This window comes from Streptomyces sp. NPDC001407 (assembly GCF_042895325.1).
GTDB lineage: Bacteria > Actinomycetota > Actinomycetes > Streptomycetales > Streptomycetaceae > Streptomyces.
In genome coordinates, this window is the sequence record NZ_JBIAWF010000001.1 from 516,698 (window position 1) to 536,484 (window position 19,787).

Here is a 19,787-nt window from a genome sequence, read left to right on the forward strand (position 1 = left end):
CCACCGCCCCGAGCGGGGTACGAGGACGTATGGATGACACCGACGACACCACTGGCCGGCGGCGGCGGTTCGCCGAGGCGGCGCGGGAGGAGCGCCCCGACCTCGCGTTGCTCTGCCTCCTGATCGCGGCCGAGGCGAACCCGGAGGAGGGCGAGGCCGGCATCGACGCGGCGCAGATCGAACTGGACCGGCTGGCCGGCTCGCTCCCCGCCCTGGGGCGCGCCGCCGCGCCCCGGCAGTGGGCCGCGGCCCTCGCGGAACTGCTCGGGGAGCGCTGCGGCTTCCGCGGCTCCCCCGCCGACTACCGGCGGCTGGAGTCCTCGCTGCTCGGTGAGGTGCTGCGGCGGCGGCGCGGGCTGCCGATCCTGCTGTCCGTGGTGTGGATGGAGGTCGCCCGGCGGGCCGGAGCCCCCGTCTACGGGGTGGCGCTGCCCGGCCACTTCGTCGTGGGCTTCGGCGACCCGGACGGGGCGCACGTGCTGGCCGACCCCTTCGACGGCGGGCGCCCGCTGTCGGAGGACGAGGCCGGGCTGCTGGTGGCGGGCGCGACCGGTGCGCCGCTGACGCCGTCGATGTTCTCCCCGGCCGAACCCCTGGAGATCGTGCTGCGCGTCCTCAACAACATCCGCGCCTGGGCCGCGGCCCGCCCCGAGCGGAGCGAGGTGCAGCTGTGGGCGGTCGACCTCTCGCTCCTGCTGCCGAGCCATCCGGCGCGGCTGCGGTACGAGCGGGCGGAGCTGCTGGTGGAGCGCGGGGACTTCGTGGGCGGGGCGCGGGAGATGGAGGAGTACGCGGCGGTCATCGACGCGCTGGAGCCGACGGTGGCCCGGACGGTGCGGCGGGAGGCTCGGGCGGCGCGGGCGATGCTCAACTGAGTGCCGGGGGCTGTGGCGGGGGTTTGTTGTTCGGGTGCGGGTTGTGTGCGCCTGCGGCGGGCGGCCTCAAGCGCCGGCCGGGCTCTGGTGTGTGGTGGGTGCGGGGGCGGCGCCTCCGGGCTGGGGACCTGGAACGCGGTGCGGGCACCCTCGGGCGTATTGATTGCCGTGACGACGCACCGCGTTCCAGAACCCCACCCTCCGACCCCACCCCCTCCCACCGGTGGGCAACATCAGGTTTCGGGATGCGCTTTGCTTTTCGCCGGGTGCGCCACGCCTTTGTCTTTCAGCCCGTCCGGCGTTTGAGGACAACGCGCGAAGCGTGTTGCGGGGTCTGGGGCGCAGCCCCAGCTTCCGGGTGCGAAATCCAGCCCGTTGGGGGCACCTCCCAGCGGTAGCTGGGGGAGTTTGAGGACACCGCCGCACAGCGGTGGTGCGGGAACAGGACGGCCCGCAGAAGACGTCAAGGTCCGCCGCAGGCAGACGCGTCGCGGACGATCAGGACCGCCGCGTCGTCCTTGAGCTCGCCCTCCGTGAAGGTCTCCAGGTCCGCGCGGAGGGCACGGGCGAGGTCCGGTGGCGGGAGCTGGGCCCAGTGGGACAGGCGTTCGCGCAGGGGGTAGAAGCGGCCCTGCGGGTCGCGTGCCTCGGTGACGCCGTCCGTGCACAGCACCAGCCACTCCGACGAGGACGCCGAGTCGACGGCCCGGCGTGGTGCGCCGGTGAGCGGGCCGAGGCCCAGCGGCAGTCCGAAGTGCTCGGGGAGCCGCTCCTCGACCCGGTCGCCGCTGATGACGTAGTACGGGATGTGGCCGCAGGACAGCACCCGGATCGTGGTGCCCGGCGGACCGACCTCCAGCAGCAGCGCGGTGACGAAGCGTTCGTCCGTGCCGGTCAGCGACAGCGCGCTGTTGTGCCGCAGCAGCGCGCCCTCCATGTGGTCGGCGACGGCCTCCAGCGTGGCCTCGTGATAGGCCGCCTCCCGGAACGACGTGAGCACCGCGTGCCCCGCCCCGATCGCCGGCATGCCCTTGCCCTGGACGTCACCTATGAGGATGCGCTGCTGCCCGGCCGGGCTCTCCACCACCTCATAGATGTCGCCGCCGACCCGGGCGCCCTCCTGCGCGGAGATGTAGAACCCGGCGATCCGCAGCGGTCCGGCGGTGAGGGGCAACTCCCGCAGTATCGTGCGCTGCACGGCGTCGGCGACCATCCTCGTCCGGTCGTACGCCGCCTCACGCTCCAGCAGCGCCGCGCACAGGGCCACGGAGAAGCCCGCGACGAGGAGTGCGCCGAGGACCGCCACGAGCACGCCCGCCGTGTCCCAGCGCGGCATGATCACGCAGTGGGTCACCGCCTGGGCCACCGCGAAGACCGCGGCCACCACGACCGTGCGGCCCAGGGAGCAGAGCCGGGCGGCGATCAGGGGCATGACGCTCGCGACCAGGGCGAGCCGCAGCCGGGTGCCGGTCAGGCAGTCGAGGACGGCCAGCGCGGCGATCCCTGTGATGAGCAGGGCGGTGAGGACGCGGCCGCCGTCCGGAACGCGCTTGATGTGCACGGCGGCGTTCCCCTCCCCCTCGCGTCCTCATGTTCCGTAGGGACCCTACGACGGCCATATGACAGCCTTGCGACAGAGTGCCCGATTCTTGACGCGCCGCTACAGCCAGCCCTTGTCCCGGGCGATGCGGACGGCCTCGGCGCGGTTGCGGGCCCCGGTCTTCTGGATGGCCGTGGAGAGGTAGTTGCGGACCGTGCCGTGGGAGAGGTGCAGGGCCGCCGCCAGCTCCGCGTTGGTCGAGCCGTCGGCCGAGGCGCGGAGCACGGCGCGTTCGCGGTCGGTCAGCGGGTTCGCGCCCTCCGCGAGCGCGGCTGCGGCGAGGGTCGGGTCGATGACCCGCTCCCCGCGCAGCACCCTGCGCAGGGCGTCCGCGAGCTGGGCGGCGGGCGCGTCCTTGACGAGGAACGCCTCCGCGCCGGACTCCATCGCGCGGCGCAGATAGCCGGGGCGGCCGAAGGTCGTGAGGATGACCACCTTGAGCGCGGGCAGTTCGCGGCGGAGCAGCGCGGCGGCGTCGAGGCCGGTCATCCCGGGCATCTCGATGTCGAGCAGCGCGACGTCCGGGGCGTGCTCACGCGCGGCGGCGAGCACTTCGTCACCGCGGGCGACCTGGGAGACGACGTCGATGTCCCCCTCCAGCCCGAGCAGCGCGGCGAGGGCTTCTCGGACCATTGACTGGTCCTCGGCGAGGAGCACCTTGATGGTGCGGTCGGGTACGGCGGGGCGGGGCTGCTCGGTCACAGCGTCAGGGTAGGCGCTCGGAGAGACCGCCCGGACCGCTGTCCTGCCGCACGCGATGGATCCGTGGGGGCGCCCCCACCCCCGTCGGGGGCGCCCCCACGCGTTCTTTGCCGGCGGCGGGCCGTCCGCCGCGTGAAGGCGGGACCGGCCCGGCTCGCACAGCGCGCGTCAGCCACAGCCGGCCTGCCCGGCGCTTGAGGGCGAGTCCCGGCCCGAGCTCTGCGAGCCCGCATCAGCCCCATCCAGCCCGTCCGGCGCTTGAGGACGCCGCCGCGCAGCGGTGGTGCGGAGGAAACCACCCGCACCCGACCACTGACGCCAGCCACACACACCGCTACAAACTCACCGGCACGCTCCGCGAGAGCGGCACGCAAGCCCGCAGTCGGAAGCCGCCCTTGGGGCCCGGGCCCGTTTCGAGGCGGCCGTCCGCGAGGGCGAGCCGTTCCGTCAGGCCCGTCAGGCCGTTGCCGTGCGCGCCCTTCGGGCCCCGGCCGTCGTCCGTGACGGTCAGGCACAGCTCGTCCTCCACCTCCACCAGGGAGATCTCGCAGCGGCGTGCCCCGCTGTGCCGCACGACGTTGGTCACGGCCTCCCGGAGCGCCCAGGCCAGCGCGCCCTCCTCGTCCGGCGGCAGATCGGGATGCTCCGTGCCGGCCCGGTCGAGGTCGGCGCTGATGCCCGCGGCGGCGAGGGCCGTACGGGCTCCGGCGATCTCGGCGTCCAGAGTGGGGCGGCGAAAGCCGCTCACCGCCTCCCGTACGTCCACGAGTGCCTGGCGGCTGACCCTCTCGATGTCCGCGACCTGCTGCGCGGCCTGCTCGGGCTTGTCCGGCAGCATCCGTCCCGCCAGCTCGCTCTTGAGCGTGATGAGCGACAGCGAGTGGCCGAGGAGGTCGTGCAGATCGCGGGCGAGCCGCAGCCGCTCCTCGTTGGCGGCGAGGTGGGCGACGGTGGCCCGCGCCTCGCGCAGCGCCCTGGTCGTACGGGCCATCTGCCGCACCCCGACCATCGCGAAGCCGCCGAGCAGCGCCGGGAGGACGAGCACCGGCATGAACTCCTCGGCGCCCGGCGTGCAGAGCCCGACGGCGATCAGCGCGCCCAGGACCAGCAGGATCGCGACGCGCGAGATCTTCACCGGCAGGCCCGCGCCGCAGCCGACGCACACATAGACGAAGAGGACGAGCCAGGGCGTGCCGAGTGTCAGCGACAGCACGAGGGCCATCACGAGCAGCAGGCCGAGCATGTGGAGCACCCGGTCCTCCATCGGCCGCGAGGTCTGCCGGAGGACGAGGGAGACGTAGCAGAGGACGAACGCCAGCAGCCCCAGCCCGCCGAGGAGGTCGGCGATCATCGTGTGGTGGTCGCCGAGGATGTCCTCGGCCGGTGCCGCCAGATAGGCGAACCAGATCCCGACCCAGGCCAGCTTGACCAGCGCCTGGCGGCGGCTGTCGGGCCGGGATCCCATGCCGTTGTACTCCACCGGCTCGTCGTCGGCCGCGAGGGCGGCTCGCCACAGTTCCCCGCAGCGTACGAGCACGCTCATCGCTCTTCCTTTCTCGCGGCCAGCGGCATCGGTGCGTCAGGCCTTGTGGGTGTCCTTGCGGTACAGCCAGGCGGCCGCACCAGCGAAGATCACAAGGTAGGCGAACAGGATGGAGACGTCCTTCAGGTGCGGGGCGTCGCCCTGCTCGATGGCCTGGCCGAGCGCGGCGTAGGCGTGGGTGGGCACCCACTCCGTGATGTTCTGCAGCCACTTCGGGAAGGTCGCGGTCGGCATCCACAGGCCGCCCAGCACGGACAGGCCGAAGTAGATGATCATCGTGATGGGGCGCACGGCGTCACCGGTGGCGAGGTAGCCGACGGCCACGCCGAGCGCGGCGAAGACGATGCTGCCCGCCCAGATCGCGCCGGTCAGCGCGAACCACTGCCAGGCCGCGTCCATCCGCACGCCCTTGACGGCCGCGGCGATGGCGAAGACGACCACGATCGACGGGAGGGACACCACGGCGGCGGAGGCGACCTTCGCCGTCACATAGCCGCGGCCGGGCAGCGCGGTGAGCCGCAGCTGGCGCACCCAGCCCTTCTCGCGCTCCTTGGCTATGCGCTCGCTGTTGCCCACGAGCACGGCGGTGATCGCACCGAAGGAGGCCATGGAGACCATCATCAGCAGCGGCAGCGTCAGGTGCGTGCCCTGGACGATCTCGGTGGAGCTCGCGCCGCCCGCGATCAGCAGATAGAGGCCCGCGGGGTAGACCACGGAGAAGAACATGAACTTCTTGTTGCGCAGGGTGCGCGCGATTTCCAGCTTGATCAGGGTGTTCATCGGGCCGACTCCTCGGCGGTCGCGGCGTCGGTGATGGCGATGAAGGCCTGCTCCAGGCCGAGGCCCGCGACCTCCAGATTGCGCGGGTAGAGACCCAGGCCGTAGAGGGCGTGGACCGTGGCGTCGGCGTCGTGCGACTGGATGCGCACGGTGCGGCCGGACACCTCCAGGGAGGACAGGAACGGCAGCTCGCGCAGCGCGGCCTCGCCGATGTGCCCGTCCAGGTCGAAGACGATGCGCCGGGCGCCCGCCTTGGCCTTGATCTCGGCGGCCGAGCCGTCGGCGAGCACGCGCCCGCGGTGGAGCACGATCACCCGGTCGGCGATCGCGTCGGCCTCCTCCAGATAGTGCGTGGCGAAGAGGATCGCGCGGCCCTCGCGGGCCTGCTTGCGCATCACGCTCCAGAAGGCCTGACGGGCGGAGACGTCCATGCCGGTCGTCGGCTCGTCCAGCACGACGAGCTCATTGGCGCCGGCCGTCGCGAGGGCGAAGCGCACCCGCTGCTCCTGGCCGCCGGAGAGCTTGTTGACCATGCGGTCGGCGATGTCGGTGAGGTCGGCGTTCGCCATGACCTCCTGCACCGGATACGCGCGCGGGTGCAGGTCGCAGGCGAGCTTCACCAGCTCGCGGACCTTCACCTCCTCCATCAGCCCGCCGCTCTGGAGCATCGCGCCGACCTTGCCCTGGGCGATGGCCTGCTGCGGAGAGGTCCCGAACAGCTCCACCCGGCCGGCGTCGGGGGTCCGCAGGCCGAGGAGGAGGTCGAGGGTCGAGGACTTGCCCGCGCCGTTGGGGCCGAGGAGGGCGACGGTCTCGCCCGGGTGCAGCTGAAGGTCCAGATCGGCGACGGCCCGCACTTCGCCATAGCTCTTGCTTACATTCTCAAAGCTGACCACGGGGGCGCCGGTGCGGCGCCCTTCCCCCGTGAACGTGCTCGCTGTAGTGGTCATACCCACGATGGTTCCAGGCCGTGGCCCCCCTCGGCAGTGTCAGCCGTCGTGTACTGCCGATGACAGATGTCATGGTTCGGATAACCAGCAGGTCACGGGCCCCGAACGCACGCGAGCCCCCGTGCCGGGTGAGGCACGGGGGCTCGCGTGGGCCGACGGGCGTCCGTCAGCTCGGGTTGAGCGGGATGACGCCGACGCGCTCGGCGGGCGTCTTGCCCATCAGGGCCTTGCGCAGGGCGCCCACGACGTCCTGCGGGGTGACATCCGTCTTGCTGCCGTCACCGCGCTGGATCTTGACCCCGGCGAAGGTGGTCCCGTACAGCTCCTTGATCGCTTCGAGGTCGTAGGAGTCGACGAGCTTGCCGTCGACCTCCTTGACCGAGAGGATCTTCGGCAGCGAGCGCTCCGGACCGAACTGGATCTTGTGTGCCGCGTCGGTCTGCACGGTGACCAGGCCGGACATCGCGGGGATCGCGAAGCTCTGCATCTCCCGGTCGACCTCGGCCTTACTGACCTTCGGCTGCTGGCCCGCGCTGGGCAGTTCCACGGTCTTGTCCTGGCCGGTGGCGGCCCGGTCGCGGTACGCCTGGGCGACGGCGGCGACGGCCTTGTCGGTGTCCAGGCCCTGGTAGGCCTGACCGTAGACCGGCACCGCCTTGCCCGCCTCGAACTTGATCGTGCCTTCCTTTGCGGTGCCCGTCTCGCCGGAGGCCCGCTTCAGGGCGTCCGCGATCTTCTCCTCGTCGGCGCCGATCGAGGGCTCGGCCGTACGGGTGCCGCCGACGAGGGAGCCGATGACGGTGATCGGGTTGTAGTCCCGCCCGGCCGCCGCCCGCACCGTGGCCTGCGTGTCGATGGTCAGCCCGGCCACCGCCGGCTTGAGCGTCGCCTGCTTGCCGCCGATCGACACCTTCAGCGGCGCGGTCGCGCGGTCGCCGAGGGCGGAGTCGAGCTTCTGCACGGCCTGCTCCTTGGAGCTGCCGCCGATGGAGACGCCCAGCACGGTCGTGCCGTTCGGCACGTCGGCGTGGTCGAGCAGCAGCCCGGCACCGTACGCGACACCGACGATCCCGACGAGCGCGCCACCGGCCAGGACGAGCTTGGAGCGGCCCTTCTTCTTCGGGGCGCTCTTCGCGGGCGCGCTCTTGGCCGGCGCGCTCTTGGTCCCGGTGGACGCCGCGCCGGGCGCGGGCACCTTGGGCTTCGGCACGGGCACGCGGGGCGCGCCGCTGTCCACGGGCGCCTTGGCGCCGGGGCCCGCCGGCGGGGGCACGACGGGGACGCCGCTGACGAGCGTCTCGCCGGCCGCCTTCTGCCCGCCGGGCGGGGGCACCTTGGCGCCGCCCTTCTTGCCGCCGCCCTTGGCACCGCCCTTGGCCTGCTTCGGCGCCTGGGTGGCCGCGGGGGCCTGCGGGGCCGCCTGCGCGCCGGTGGCCGGGGCCGGGACGCGCGGGAAGCCCTCGCGCGGCGTGTCCGTACGTCCCTCGGCGAAGGCGCCGCCGCCGGGCGGGGCGGGGGCGAACGGGTCCGCGAGCGCGTTCTGGCCCATGGTGGGCGCGGGGAACTGCTGCGTGGACTCCACGGCCTCGTTCCACGGCGCGGCACCGGCCGCCGGGTTCGCGCCCGGGGTGCCCGTGGCCATGGGGTCGGCGGGCCAGGGCGTGGCACCGGTCGTGGAGGGGTCGGCGGGCCACGGCGTGCTGCTCGTCGTGGACGCGCCCTCGCCGGGCGCGGGCGGCTGCGGTACGGCACCGGTCGTCGAGGACCCGCCGGGCCAGTCGTCGACCTGCGAACCGGAACGGCGCGCGGCGCGCGTGCCCGAGCCGTTGCCCTGCCAGGACGCGGTGCCCGCGCCGGACGCGTCGAGCGGCCAGTCGTCGGCGGGGGCCGGCGCGCCCGCGGCCTGGGCGTCGCCCGGCCAGGGGGTCGCGGCGGTGGTCGAGGGGCCGCCCGGCCAGTCGTCGGCCGGGGCGGCGAGAGCGGTCGGGCCGCCGTTCTGCCAGGGCGTGGCGCTCGTCGTGGAGGTGTCGGCCGGCCAGTCGTCCAGGGGCGCGGCGACGGGCGGGGGCGCCTGCATCACGGGGTTGGCGCCGGTGGCCAGCGGGTCGGCGGGCCACGGGGTGGCGGCGGTGGTCGAGGGGTCCGGGGCGCCGGTCATGGGTGCCTGCCGGGGGACGCCGCCGCTCGGAGTGCCACCGGAAGCGGAACCTCCGCCGAAGCCACCGGCCGCGCCGGAGCCGCCGCCTGACGCACCGCCGACAGCACCGCCCTGCGCGCCCGTACGCCGCGCCGCACCGGTCGAGGGGCCGGGGGCCGACGGGCCGGACTTGCGCGGGGCGAACCAGTCGCTCGTCTTCTCCTTCTCGCCCGTGCCGCCCTGACGCTCCGCCTCCGCGCGCGCCGGGGCCGCGGACGGCTCGGGGCGGCGGGGCAGCGCGGGCTTGCGCTCGCCCGTGGCGGGTGCGGCGGCCGCTCCGGGCGCGGCGGCCGGAGAGCCCGGCGCCGCCGGGGCGTTGCCGCCCTCGGCCTTCTCGTCGGCGACGGGCGTGCGCATGATGACCGGCGGAATGGGGCGCGAGCCCGGGATGTTGATGCGGATCCGCGTCGTCAGCGTGGTCTCGGTCCTGGGCTCTTCCGGCTTCGGCGGCACGGCCGGCTCCTCGCTGCCACCACCGTCCGAGGACGGGTGACGGGTTCCGTACGGCGGGGTCCCCGACGGGTAAGCGGCGCCACCGCGCCCCTGGGGCCCGGAGGACGAACTGTCAGATTCACGGCTCAAAGCAGGTTCTCCCGGTTAGCTCCGCCGCCCGTCATGACCTCGTTCGGGCGGCTCGGCGGCGCGCACCACCATACTGGGCACCGCGGACACGCACTTGACGGCTGCCGGATCCCCCCGGCGGCAGGGAGCACGGGGCGCGCCATCGCGCCTCGCGCTCCTCAGGCAGAAATCGTCACGTCACTTGCCAAGTCGGACTGAAGGCCCGTCCGGTTGCGGCACTTTCGGGAGCGTGGCGCACATCACAGCCACGGCCATCCCGCCCAGCAGAAAGGCGTACGAGCCCAGTCCGGCGCTGAAGAGGAAGTCGCCCTCCGGTCTGCTCGCGGTCAGCAGCAGCACCGCGACGATCCAGCCGATTCCGGGCGCCATGCCGCCGCCGCGGGTGCGGGTCGCGAGGAGCCCGCCGTAGCTCAGCCCGGCGATGGCCAGCAGAGCCAGCGTCAACCCGCCGGGGAACCAGCCGCCTTGCACCAGCGACCCGGCGGCCCCGGCCAGCGCCCCGAGGACGGTGAGGCCGAGGTAGGAGCCGATGCGCGCGGCGCCGATCGGGGAGGCCATGCCGCTCACGCGTCCACCCCCGCGAAGAGGTCGTCCTCGCGCGCGGCACCCGCGGTGCCCCTCACGAGTCTGTAGTGCTCGGTGGCGAAAAGCGGCTGCCCCAGATCGTTGGAGAGCGCGAAGAAGGGGCCGTCCACGGCGATCTGTGTGACGTGGGCGCGCATCGCGGCCGCCTTGGCCTCGGCGTAGGCGGAGCCGTCGACCGCCGCGGTCACCTCGGCGTCGTCGACGACACCCGGCACGTCCGTCTCGGCGGCGATGCCCGGGAAGGGCTTGCCGACGCCCATCTCGCGCAGCCGTGCGAAGCCTTCCGCCAGGACGGAGCGCGGCACGCAGTTCCAGTAGACCTTCGCGACCTCGTGCGGGTCGCCGAGGTCGCGGCGGAACGCGCTCTCCCCCGCGAGCTCCACGGCCCGCATCGCGACACGGTGCGCCTGGATGTGGTCGGGGTGGCCGTAGCCGCCCTCGGGGTCGTAGGTGACCAGCACCTGGGGCCGCGTCTCGCGGATCACCTCCACGAGGAAGGTGGCCGCCTCGTCCACGTCGGCCTGCCAGAAGGACTGGGGGCGCTCGTTCTGCGGGGCGCCCGTCATGCCGGAGTCGCGGTAGTGCCCGGGGCCGCCGAGGAAGCGGTGGTCGGTGACACCCAGCTCCCGCATGGCGTCGGCGAGCTCGCCGGCGCGGTACGGCCCGAGGGCGTCGTCCCGGTCGGCGGCGAGGTGCGCCAGTCCGTCCGGGATGACCTCGCCCTCTTCACCGAGGGTGCAGGTCACGAGGGTGACATGGGCCCCTTCGGCGGCGTACTTGGCCATGGTCGCGCCGTTGTTGATCGATTCGTCGTCCGGGTGCGCGTGCACCAGGAGCAGCCGGCGGCCCGTCGGGGGGAAGCTGTCGGTCATGGGAACAGCCTACGAGTCCGACCGGCCCCGCGGGGCGCCCGCCCGCACTGTCGCCGGCGCCCGTGAGCCGATCAGAACTTGATGTTGCTGATGACGTCGGTTGCGCTCTTGCTCAGCTGGTTGAGCGTCGGGGCGATCGACGAGCTCGCGAGGTAGAACCCCAGCAGCACGCAGACCGCGGCGTGGCCCGCCTTCAGCCCGGACTTCCGGACCAGCAGGAAGACGATGATCGCCAGCAGCACCACCGCCGAAATCGAGAGTGCCACAGCGGTTCACCTCCATGTACGCGCGGTCGGACGGACAAGGGGCGGATGACATACGGATGCCACCCGCGACATACCAACTATGCGTCAGTGATCATAACTTTCCGGTGCCCCGACCTCACTCGGTGCACAGGAGCAAATCCGGGGCGCACGGCGAGATCGCGCCGCCCTCGCCGTAGGCTCGCCGGCATGACCGGACAGCTCACATTCCCACGTCAGTACGCCAGAACCCAGCGCTTCTCCCTCGGCGCGCCGCGCGCATTCACCGTGTCGCCGGATGGTTCACGTGTCGTCTTCCTGCGCTCCCGCACCGGGTTCGATCGGGCAAACGTTCTATGGGTGGTCGACCCCGGAACCGGACGGGAGTATCCGGCCGCCGATCCCGCCGTGTTGCTGGGCGGCGCGGACGAGGAGCTCTCGGCGGAGGAGCGGGCCCGGCGCGAGCGCAGCCGCGAGGGCGCTGCGGGAGTGGTCGGCTATGCCGTGGACAGCGCCGTGGAGTTGGCGGCGTTCGCCCTCTCCGGGCGGTTGTTCATCGCGGAGTTGCGTGGCGGCACCGCCCGTGAGCTGGTCGTTCCCGGTCCGGTGGCCGATCCGCGCCCGTCTCCGGACGGCCGCCGGATCGCCTATGCGGCGGGTGGCGCGCTGCGGGTGGTCGAGGCGGACGGCAGCGGCGACCGCGCCCTGGCCGAGCCGGAGAGCGCCACGGTGACCTGGGGGCTGGCGGAGTTCATCGCGGCCGAGGAGATGCACCGGACGCGTGGCTTCTGGTGGGCGCCCGACGGGGAGTCCCTGCTGGTCGCACGTGTGGACGACGCGCCCGTACGCCGCTGGTGGATCGCGGACCCGGCCAATCCGGACCGCGAGCCCGCCGAGGTCGCCTATCCGGCCGCCGGCACCCCCAACGCCGAGGTGACGCTGTCGCTGCTGGGCCTCGACGGCTCGCGCACGGACGTTGCGTGGGACCGTGAGCGCTACCCCTATCTGGCACAGGCGCACTGGTCACAGGGCCATCCGCCACTGCTGCTCGCACAGGCGCGCGACCAGCGGAGCCAGGTGTTCCTGGCGGTGGACACGGCGACCGGCGCGACCCGCGTCCTGCACACGGAGGAGGACGCAAACTGGCTGGATCTTTTCCCTGGCGTGCCCGCGTGGACCCCGGACGGCCAACTCGTACGGATCTCCGACGAGAGCGGCGTACGGACCCTGACGGTGGGCGACCGGGCCCTGACCGGACCGGCGTTGCACGTCCGCGCCGTACTCGACGTCGGCCCCGGCGACCTGCTCGTCTCCGCCTCCGCAGGGCCGGAGGCCAAGGAGCCGGAGACCGGCGAGACGCATGTCTACCGCGTCGGCGAGCACGGCGTGGAGCGCGTCTCCCAGGGCCGGGGGTGGCACTCGGCGACGCGGTCGGGTGCGGTGACCGTCCTGGTGTCGACGTCGCTGGAGCACAGCGGGGCGACGGTTCAGGTCCTGCGCGACGGCGTACGGACCGCCACGGTCACCTCCCACGCGGAAGCGCCGGTGCTGACCTCCCGCGCACGGCTCACGGAGGCGGGCGCGCGGCGCATCCCGTGCGCCGTCCTGCTGCCGACCGGCTACGCGGAGGGTGACGGGCCGCTGCCGGTGCTCATGGACCCCTACGGCGGACCGCACGGGCCGCGCGTGGTGGCCGCGCACAACTCCCACCTGACCTCGCAGTGGTTCGCCGACCAGGGCTTCGCGGTGGTGGTCGCCGACGGCCGCGGCACCCCGCACCGCTCCCCCGCGTGGGAGAAGGCGGTCCGGGACGACTTCGCGGGCGTGACCCTGGACGACCAGGTCGAGGCGGTCCGGGCGCTCGCCGAGGAGTACCCCCTGGACCTGGGCCGGGTCGCCATCCGCGGCTGGTCGTACGGCGGCTACCTCGCGGCGCTGGCCGTGCTGCGCCGCCCCGACGTCTTCCACGCGGGCATCGCGGGCGCCCCGGTCACGGACTGGCGGCTCTACGACACCCACTACACCGAGCGCTATCTGGGCGACCCGGCGGAACAGCCCGGGGTCTACACCCGCAATTCGCTCGTCACCGACGAGGGCCTGGGCGAGGCGGCCGGGCAGGCACGGCCACTGATGATCATCCACGGCCTGGCCGACGACAACGTGGTCGCGGCCCACACCCTCCGGCTGTCCTCAGCCCTCCTCGCCGCGGGTCGCCCGCACGAGGTACTGCCGCTCTCCGGGGTGACGCACATGACGCCGCAGGAACAGGTCGCGGAGAACCTCCTGCTCCTCCAAGTCGACTTCCTCAAGCGGTCGCTGGGCATGTAGCCGGGGCCACTCTCGCCGGACGGGCTCGCGTGGTGAGCGGCGGGCGGGCCGCCCCGCCGGCATGCCATGCCATGCCATCCACACCAGCCGCATCAAGCCCGTCCGGCGTTTGAGGACAACGCGCGAGGCGTGTTGCGGGAACAAGACGGCCCGCAGATCCGCGACCAGCACAGCCCGAAGGGCTGTCAAGCACGGCCCGCGCTCGATCCGCTCAACCTTCACCCAAGAAGCGCCGCCTCCGCACGCAGACCCCTTGACTGCGCTGTGAATCCATTGCCAAAGTCCGCTCAACCCACCGTGCGCTCCAGGTCCGCGATGGGCCAACTGGTCTACAGTGCGGGGGATTTAGGCGATGACGAGTCCTTCCCGGAGCACCCTGGCGCAACCGGAGCTCGCGGGCCGCTCACCCGGCCGGCTGATGTGGCGCCGCTTCAAGCGCGACCGCGCCGGGGTCGTCTCCGCGTACGTCGTGCTGTTCTTCTTCCTCGTCGCCCTGGCCGCCCCGCTGATCTCCAAGCTCTACGGGAAGGACGCGACGACGACCTATGGGCTCGACGAGCGGGGGCTGCTCAACGAGTTCGGCTATCCCGTGAAGCCCAACGGCGGTATATCCGGCCGCTTCTGGTTCGGCATCGAGCCGACGCTGGGCCGGGACGTGCTGTCCCAGCTGGTCTACGGGATCCGTACGTCCCTGCTCATCGCGACCGCCGCCACCGTCCTGTGCGTGATCACGGGCGTCCTGGTGGGGGTGACGGCCGGATATCTGGGCGGACGGACGGACTATCTGCTGGGGCGGTTCATCGACCTGCTGCTGGCCTTCCCCTCCCAGCTGTCCTTCATCGCCTTCACGCCGGTCGTCTACTCCCTCTTCGTCAGCCCGGAGAAGGAGACGCCCACCTATCTGCGGGTGGTGACCCTGATCCTGGTCCTGTGGGTGCTGGGCTGGATGGGGCTGGCGCGACTGCTGCGCGGGCAGGTGCTGAGCCTGCGGGAGCGGGAGTTCGTCGAGGCGGCCAAGGTCACCGGCGCCTCCCCCTGGCGGATCATCAGCAAGGAGCTGCTGCCCAACCTCTGGACCCCGATCCTGGTGCAGTCCACGCTGATGCTGCCCTCGATCGTGACCATCGAGGCGGGCCTGTCCTTCATCGGCGTCGGCATCGTGGAACCGACCCCCGACTGGGGCCGGATGTTCGCGAACGGCGCCCACTATTACGAGAGCGACATCACCTACATCTTCTTCCCCGGCCTCGCGATGATCATTTTCGTGGTCGCCTTCAACCTGCTCGGGGACTCGGTCCGGGACGCCTTCGACCCCAGGACCGGTCGCTGACGCGAGTGCCCTACCAGTTATCGACGGACAGGCAGGTGCATCGACCCATGAACCCGCTGACGAGACATCGCAGGTCAAGATCCCGGCTGTGTGCCGCCGCGGCCCTGGCGGCCGGGGCCCTGGCGCTCTCCGCGTGCAGCAGCGGAGGCGGCGGCGGGGACGGGGGGAAGGACCAGGGGCCCGGCGCGGACAAGAACAAGTCCTCGAACTACTCGATCGGCACCAAGGAGGACTCGGCCGGCCCCGCCCCCGGTGTCCCCGGCGCCAAGAAGGGCGGCACCGTCGGAGTCCTCCAGCGCGACGCCTTCGTCCACCTGGACCCGGCGCAGATCTACTACAGCGACATGCTCACCGACCAGATGCTCTACAACCGCTCGCTGACCTCGTACAAGGTGGACGACAAGGGCCAGGTCAAGGTCGTCGGCGATCTGGCGACCGACCCGGGCACGCCCTCCGACGGCGGGAAGACCTGGAAGTTCACCCTCAAGGACGGGCTGAAGTTCGAGGACGGCTCGGCCATCACCTCCCAGGACGTCCGGTGGGGCATCGAGCGGCTCTACGCCGCCTTCGAGACGGACGGCCCGCAGTACATCCCGCAGTGGCTCTCCGGCGACGGCACCGCCTTCCGCAAGGCGCTGCCCGACGGCCCGTACAAGGGCAAGCACCTGCCCTCGTCCGTGCTGGACACCCCGGACGACAAGACGATCGTCTTCCACTTCCTGGCGCCGCACGCCGACACGCCCTTCGCGACCGCGATGCCCAACATCGGCGCGGTCAAGGCGGCGAAGGACACCCAGCGGAAGTACGACAACGCGCCCTTCTCCTCGGGCCCGTACAAGGTCGGGGACTACAAGGTGGGCAAGTCGCTGACGCTCGTGCGCAACGACCAGTGGGACCCGAAGACGGACCCGGTGCGCCACCAGTACGCCGACCGGTTCGAGATCAGCTTCGGCCATCAGTACGCCGACTCCACCCGCCGCTTCCTCGCGGACCAGGGCGGCGACAAGAACACCATGTCCTTCACCAACGCCGTCGCCCCGGAGATGACGGAGAAGGTGCTGAACCAGGCGGACACCAAGGACCGCCGCTTCGTGGAGATCCAGCCGTACGTCGACTACATCAGCTTCAACATGGACCGGCTGAGGGATGTCAGGGTCCGCAAGGCGCTCGCGTACGCCATCCCCAACGGGCAGATCCTCCAGCAGATGGGCGGCACGACCGCCGGGGTGCTGGCCACCAACTACCTCTCCCCCGCCATGGACGGCTACCAGCCGACCGACCCGTACGGGAAGAAGGCCAAGCCCGCCGGTGACCCGGACAAGGCCAGGGAGCTGCTGAAGGAGGCCGGCAAGGAGGGGCAGGAGATCGTCTACGCCTACCCCAACACGGACCTCCAGCAGAAGGTCTCCGTGGTCGTCACCCAGGCGCTGGAGCGCGCCGGCTTCAAGGTGCAGAAGAAGGAGATCGACTCCAACACCTGGGCGACCGCGATCGCCGAGGTGAAGAACAAATTCGACATCTACCGCACCTCGTGGGGCGCGGACTGGCCCGTCTCCTCGACCGTGGTGCCGCCGCTCTTCGACGGCCGGGGGATCGCCGACGGCGCCCAGAACTACGGCCACATCAACGATCCGGCCGTCAACAAGGAGATCGACCGGATCAACGCCATCCCCGATGTGAAGAAGGCCGCGCCCCAGTGGCAGAAGCTGGCCGACAAGATCTTCACGGACGACGTCCCGGGCGTGCCGACCTTCTACAACCGGCAGTTCGCGCTGTGGGGTTCGAACCTCGGCGGGGTCCGCTACCACCCGGTCTACGGCACCGCCGACCCGACCGGCGTCTACGTCAAATAGCGCCGGTCCCCGTGCGGCCGGACCAGCACCGGCCCGGCCGCACCCCCGCGCCGGACCCGTACCGCCGCCCGGCCCGCGCCCCGCCGTCCGGACAGCCCGCCGACCGGAAGACCGCGAACCATGCTTCGATTCCTCGCCCGCCGCTCGCTCGGCGCGATCGTGATCATCCTGCTGATCAGCGCGATCACCTTCCTGCTCTTCTTCGCGCTGCCCTCCGAGCCGGCCCTGATGTCCTGCGGCAAGAACTGCACACCGGACGCCATCGCCGTCATCAACAAGAACCTGGGACTCGACCAGCCGGTGCCCGTGCAGTACTGGCACTACATGACCGGCATCTTCGTCGGCCGCGACTTCTCCGTCGGCCACTGCCCGGCCCCCTGCTTCGGCTACTCCTTCTCCAACCAGCAGCCGGTCTGGGGCACCATCGTCGACCGCTTCCCGACCACCTTGTCCATCACCCTCGGCGGGGCGGCCGTCTTCCTCTTCGTGGGCGTCGGCATCGGGATGCTCGCCGCCGCCTTCCGCGGCACCTGGATCGACAAGTTCTTCAGCTCCCTGTCGCTGGTCGGCAACGCCCTCCAGATCTACTTCGTCGGCGTGATCGCGCTCGCCGTCCTCGTCAGCGGGCTGCACTGGATGGACAACCCCGCCTACTACCCCATCACCCGGAACCCCGGGAAGTGGTTCATGGGGATGCTCATCCCCTGGCTCGTGCTCTCCATCATCTTCATCGCCAACTACAGCCGCATGACCCGCTCCCAGATGATCGAGCAGCTGGGCGAGGACCATGTGCGCACCGCCCGCGCCAAGGGCCTCAGCCGTCGCACCGTCTTCTTCCGCTACGCCTGGCGGGGCGCGCTGGCCCCCATCGTCACCATCTTCGGCATCGACCTCGGGTCGCTCTTCGGCGGCGCGATCATCACCGAGTTCACCTTCAGCCTGCACGGGTTGGGGCGGCTGGCCGTCTCCTCGGTCAGCGAGACCGACCTGCCCACCCTGATGGCGGTGATGCTCGTCGGCTGCACGGCGATCGTCGTCGCCAACATCGTGGTGGACGCCGCCTACGCCCTCATCGACCCGCGCGTGCGCCTCGCCTAGGAGCAACCACACCGTGACCACATCCGAGGGCGCGTTCCTGGCCGTACGGGACCTGTTCGTCCGCTTCGACACCGAGGACGGCGTCGTCAAGGCCGTCGACGGGCTCTCCTTCGAGCTGGAACGCGGCCGTACGCTCGGCATCGTCGGCGAGTCCGGCTCCGGGAAGTCCGTCACCAATCTCGCGGTCCTCGGGCTGCACGACCCGCGGCACACCGAGATCAAGGGCGAGATCCTGCTCGACGGACAGGAGTTGACCGGCGCGCCCGAGTCCACGCTGGAGAGGCTCCGCGGCGACAAGATGGCCATGATCTTCCAGGACTCGCTCACCGCCCTCTCGCCGTACTACACCGTCGGCCGCCAGATCGCCGAGCCCTACCGCAAGCACACCGGCGCCTCCCGGCGCGAGGCCCGGCTGCGCGCCGTGGAGATGCTCGACAAGGTCGGCATCCCCAACGCCACGCTGCGCGTGGACGATTACCCGCACCAGTTCTCCGGCGGGATGCGGCAGCGGGCGATGATCGCGATGGCCCTCGTCTGCGACCCCGAGCTGCTGATCGCCGACGAGCCGACGACGGCCCTCGACGTCACCGTGCAGGCCCAGATCCTCGACCTGCTCAAGGAGCTCCAGCAGCAGACCGGTTCGGCGATCATCCTCATCACCCACGACCTCGGGGTGGTCGCGCACACCGTGGACGAGCTGCTGGTGATGTACGCGGGCCGGGCCGTGGAGCGCGGCACGGTCCGCGAGGTGCTGAGCGAGCCCCGCCACCCGTACACCTGGGGGCTGCTGGGCTCCATGCCGCTGCTGGACTCCGACGTCGAGGAGCCGCTCGTGCCCATCCCCGGCTCCCCGCCGAGCCTGCTCACGCCGCCGCCGGGCTGCCCCTTCCACCCGCGCTGCGGCTACGTCACCGAGGTCGGCGGCGACCTGTGCCGCACCGAACGCCCCGAACTGCCGCCCGGCCGCGGCGCGGCCTGCCACCTCCCGCCCGCCCGGCAGCGGACGGCCTTCGGCCGGCCCGCCTGACAACGTAACGGAGTCCTGATGAGCGACCAGGTGTCCCCGGGCGAGCCGCTGCTCGTCGCCGAGGGGCTGACGAAGCACTTCCCGATCATGGGCGGCTTCCCCTTCCGGCGGAAGGTCGGGGCGGTGCAGGCGGTGGACGGCATCGACCTGACCGTACGGGCCGGCGAGAGCTTCGGCCTGGTCGGTGAGTCGGGCTGCGGCAAGTCCACCACCGGGCGGCTGCTCACCCGCCTGCTGGAGCCCACGGCCGGCCGGATCACCTATGAGGGCCGCGACATCACCCACGCGCGGCGCCAGGAGCTCGCGCCGGTCCGCGCCCAGATCCAGATGATCTTCCAGGACCCGTACGCCTCCCTGAACCCCCGGCAGACCGTCGGCCGGATCATCTCCGGGCCGATGGAGATCAACGGCATCCGGCCGCCCGGGGGCCGCGAGGCGCGCGTACGGGAACTCCTGGAGACCGTGGGGCTCAGTCCCGAGCACTACAACCGCTTCCCGCACGAGTTCTCCGGCGGCCAGCGGCAGCGCATCGGGGTGGCCCGCGCGCTGGCCCTGGAGCCGCGGCTGGTGGTGGCGGACGAGCCGGTGTCCGCCCTCGACGTGTCCATCCAGGCGCAGGTGGTCAACCTGCTCCGCTCCCTCCAGCGGGAGCTGGGCATCGCCTTCCTCTTCATCGCCCACGACCTCGCCGTCGTGCGGCACTTCTCGCAGCGCGTCGCCGTGATGTACCTCGGGCGCATCGTCGAGGTGGGCGACCGCGACGACATCTACCGCCGCCCGCGCCACCCTTACACCCACGCCCTGCTCTCCGCCGTCCCGGAGGGCTTCACCACCGGCGCGCCGCCCCGCGAACGGATCCGCCTCGCGGGCGACGTCCCGTCCCCCATCAGCCCGCCTTCGGGGTGCCGCTTCCGGACGCGGTGCTGGAAGGCGCGGCCTCGGTGTGCTTCCGAGGAGCCTTTGCTTGTGCGGCTGGAGGGGAGTGGTTCCTCTCACTTGACGGCGTGTCACTTTCCGGAGCCGCCGACGGTGGAGCGCGACCGTGAGGTGATCCTGGATCCGGCCCTGTCGGGGTGACTTTTTCCTTCCCCAGCCCCGCCCCTTCCCGGCTGCATCCGATTTGCGGCTCCGCCGCGCGGGGGGGGCTTCGCCCCAGACCCCGGACTGCGCTGACGCGCGGTGTCCTCAAACTCCCCCAGCTACCTCCCCCAGACTCCGTCCGG

General features: G+C 72.0%; 16 protein-coding genes. 7 read left to right on the top strand and 9 right to left on the bottom strand.

What is annotated here, in order from left to right:
- The first annotated feature begins 29 nt into the window (after positions 1 to 29).
- Positions 30 to 875, top strand: a complete 846-nt coding sequence (locus ACFY1P_RS02345; RefSeq protein WP_390749377.1) for a transglutaminase-like domain-containing protein — start codon at positions 30 to 32, stop codon at positions 873 to 875.
- Between the two features lie 463 nt (positions 876 to 1,338).
- Here the strand turns inward: ACFY1P_RS02345 and ACFY1P_RS02350 are convergent, their stop codons facing one another.
- The 9 genes from ACFY1P_RS02350 to ACFY1P_RS02390 all read right to left on the bottom strand — a co-directional run bounded on the left by ACFY1P_RS02350 (position 1,339) and on the right by ACFY1P_RS02390 (position 10,952).
- Positions 1,339 to 2,436, bottom strand: coding sequence for a PP2C family protein-serine/threonine phosphatase (locus tag ACFY1P_RS02350; RefSeq protein ID WP_390749378.1), 1,098 nt, complete (start codon positions 2,434 to 2,436; stop codon positions 1,339 to 1,341).
- A gap of 99 nt (positions 2,437 to 2,535) precedes the next feature.
- On the bottom strand, positions 2,536 to 3,177 hold the full coding sequence (locus tag ACFY1P_RS02355) for a response regulator transcription factor (protein ID WP_361525099.1): 642 nt from the start codon (positions 3,175 to 3,177) through the stop codon (positions 2,536 to 2,538).
- Between the two features lie 334 nt (positions 3,178 to 3,511).
- Positions 3,512 to 4,720 carry a sensor histidine kinase gene (locus ACFY1P_RS02360; protein WP_390749379.1) on the bottom strand — a complete coding sequence of 403 codons (1,209 nt, stop codon included), beginning with the start codon at positions 4,718 to 4,720 and terminating at the stop codon, positions 3,512 to 3,514.
- A gap of 36 nt (positions 4,721 to 4,756) precedes the next feature.
- Positions 4,757 to 5,500, bottom strand: a complete 744-nt coding sequence (locus tag ACFY1P_RS02365; protein ID WP_361525096.1) for an ABC transporter permease — start codon at positions 5,498 to 5,500, stop codon at positions 4,757 to 4,759.
- Complete coding sequence (locus ACFY1P_RS02370; protein ID WP_361525093.1) at positions 5,497 to 6,450, bottom strand: ABC transporter ATP-binding protein; 954 nt, start codon at positions 6,448 to 6,450, stop codon at positions 5,497 to 5,499. The genes ACFY1P_RS02365 and ACFY1P_RS02370 overlap by 4 nt, the downstream gene beginning before the upstream one ends.
- 166 nt (positions 6,451 to 6,616) lie before the next feature.
- Complete coding sequence (locus tag ACFY1P_RS02375; RefSeq protein WP_390749380.1) at positions 6,617 to 9,100, bottom strand: hypothetical protein; 2,484 nt, start codon at positions 9,098 to 9,100, stop codon at positions 6,617 to 6,619.
- Positions 9,101 to 9,406: 306 nt separating this feature from the next.
- Positions 9,407 to 9,787 (bottom strand): DUF6113 family protein, encoded by a 381-nt coding sequence (locus ACFY1P_RS02380; RefSeq protein WP_361532439.1) that lies wholly within the window; start codon positions 9,785 to 9,787, stop codon positions 9,407 to 9,409.
- A 5-nt stretch (positions 9,788 to 9,792) separates the two neighbouring features.
- Positions 9,793 to 10,686: an N-acetyl-1-D-myo-inositol-2-amino-2-deoxy-alpha-D-glucopyranoside deacetylase gene (mshB, locus tag ACFY1P_RS02385; RefSeq protein ID WP_390749381.1), complete on the bottom strand. Its 894-nt coding sequence runs from the start codon at positions 10,684 to 10,686 to the stop codon at positions 9,793 to 9,795.
- A 71-nt stretch (positions 10,687 to 10,757) separates the two neighbouring features.
- Positions 10,758 to 10,952 carry a hypothetical protein gene (locus tag ACFY1P_RS02390; protein WP_361532418.1) on the bottom strand — a complete coding sequence of 65 codons (195 nt, stop codon included), beginning with the start codon at positions 10,950 to 10,952 and terminating at the stop codon, positions 10,758 to 10,760.
- A gap of 186 nt (positions 10,953 to 11,138) precedes the next feature.
- Here ACFY1P_RS02390 and ACFY1P_RS02395 point away from each other — a divergent pair, with 186 nt between their 5' ends.
- The 6 genes from ACFY1P_RS02395 (at position 11,139) to ACFY1P_RS02420 (ending at position 19,641) form a co-directional block, all read left to right on the top strand.
- The gene (locus tag ACFY1P_RS02395) at positions 11,139 to 13,256 is read left to right on the top strand and encodes an alpha/beta fold hydrolase (protein ID WP_390749382.1); all 2,118 of its coding nucleotides are present in this window, start codon (positions 11,139 to 11,141) and stop codon (positions 13,254 to 13,256) included.
- A 352-nt stretch (positions 13,257 to 13,608) separates the two neighbouring features.
- Positions 13,609 to 14,586 (top strand): ABC transporter permease, encoded by a 978-nt coding sequence (locus ACFY1P_RS02400; protein WP_361532424.1) that lies wholly within the window; start codon positions 13,609 to 13,611, stop codon positions 14,584 to 14,586.
- A gap of 47 nt (positions 14,587 to 14,633) precedes the next feature.
- The gene (locus ACFY1P_RS02405) at positions 14,634 to 16,439 is read left to right on the top strand and encodes an ABC transporter substrate-binding protein (RefSeq protein ID WP_390749383.1); all 1,806 of its coding nucleotides are present in this window, start codon (positions 14,634 to 14,636) and stop codon (positions 16,437 to 16,439) included.
- 120 nt (positions 16,440 to 16,559) lie between these two features.
- Positions 16,560 to 17,537, top strand: coding sequence for an ABC transporter permease (locus ACFY1P_RS02410; protein ID WP_361532430.1), 978 nt, complete (start codon positions 16,560 to 16,562; stop codon positions 17,535 to 17,537).
- Between the two features lie 13 nt (positions 17,538 to 17,550).
- Positions 17,551 to 18,564 carry an ABC transporter ATP-binding protein gene (locus tag ACFY1P_RS02415; protein ID WP_361532433.1) on the top strand — a complete coding sequence of 338 codons (1,014 nt, stop codon included), beginning with the start codon at positions 17,551 to 17,553 and terminating at the stop codon, positions 18,562 to 18,564.
- Between the two features lie 18 nt (positions 18,565 to 18,582).
- On the top strand, positions 18,583 to 19,641 hold the full coding sequence (locus ACFY1P_RS02420) for an oligopeptide/dipeptide ABC transporter ATP-binding protein (protein ID WP_361532436.1): 1,059 nt from the start codon (positions 18,583 to 18,585) through the stop codon (positions 19,639 to 19,641).
- Positions 19,642 to 19,787 lie beyond the last annotated feature (146 nt).

Bases quoted from the DNA above. Each gene is read 5' to 3' on its own strand.
- ACFY1P_RS02400 (WP_361532424.1), top strand. From the start codon at position 13,609: ATGACGAGTCCTTCCCGGAGCACCCTGGCGCAACCGGAGCTCGCGGGC.
- mshB (WP_390749381.1), bottom strand. From the start codon at position 10,686: ATGACCGACAGCTTCCCCCCGACGGGCCGCCGGCTGCTCCTGGTGCAC.
- ACFY1P_RS02380 (WP_361532439.1), bottom strand. From the start codon at position 9,787: ATGGCCTCCCCGATCGGCGCCGCGCGCATCGGCTCCTACCTCGGCCTC.
- ACFY1P_RS02410 (WP_361532430.1), top strand. From the start codon at position 16,560: ATGCTTCGATTCCTCGCCCGCCGCTCGCTCGGCGCGATCGTGATCATC.
- ACFY1P_RS02395 (WP_390749382.1), top strand. From the start codon at position 11,139: ATGACCGGACAGCTCACATTCCCACGTCAGTACGCCAGAACCCAGCGC.
- ACFY1P_RS02360 (WP_390749379.1), bottom strand. From the start codon at position 4,720: ATGAGCGTGCTCGTACGCTGCGGGGAACTGTGGCGAGCCGCCCTCGCG.
- ACFY1P_RS02420 (WP_361532436.1), top strand. From the start codon at position 18,583: ATGAGCGACCAGGTGTCCCCGGGCGAGCCGCTGCTCGTCGCCGAGGGG.
- ACFY1P_RS02370 (WP_361525093.1), bottom strand. From the start codon at position 6,450: ATGACCACTACAGCGAGCACGTTCACGGGGGAAGGGCGCCGCACCGGC.
- ACFY1P_RS02365 (WP_361525096.1), bottom strand. From the start codon at position 5,500: ATGAACACCCTGATCAAGCTGGAAATCGCGCGCACCCTGCGCAACAAG.
- ACFY1P_RS02345 (WP_390749377.1), top strand. From the start codon at position 30: ATGGATGACACCGACGACACCACTGGCCGGCGGCGGCGGTTCGCCGAG.
- ACFY1P_RS02405 (WP_390749383.1), top strand. From the start codon at position 14,634: ATGAACCCGCTGACGAGACATCGCAGGTCAAGATCCCGGCTGTGTGCC.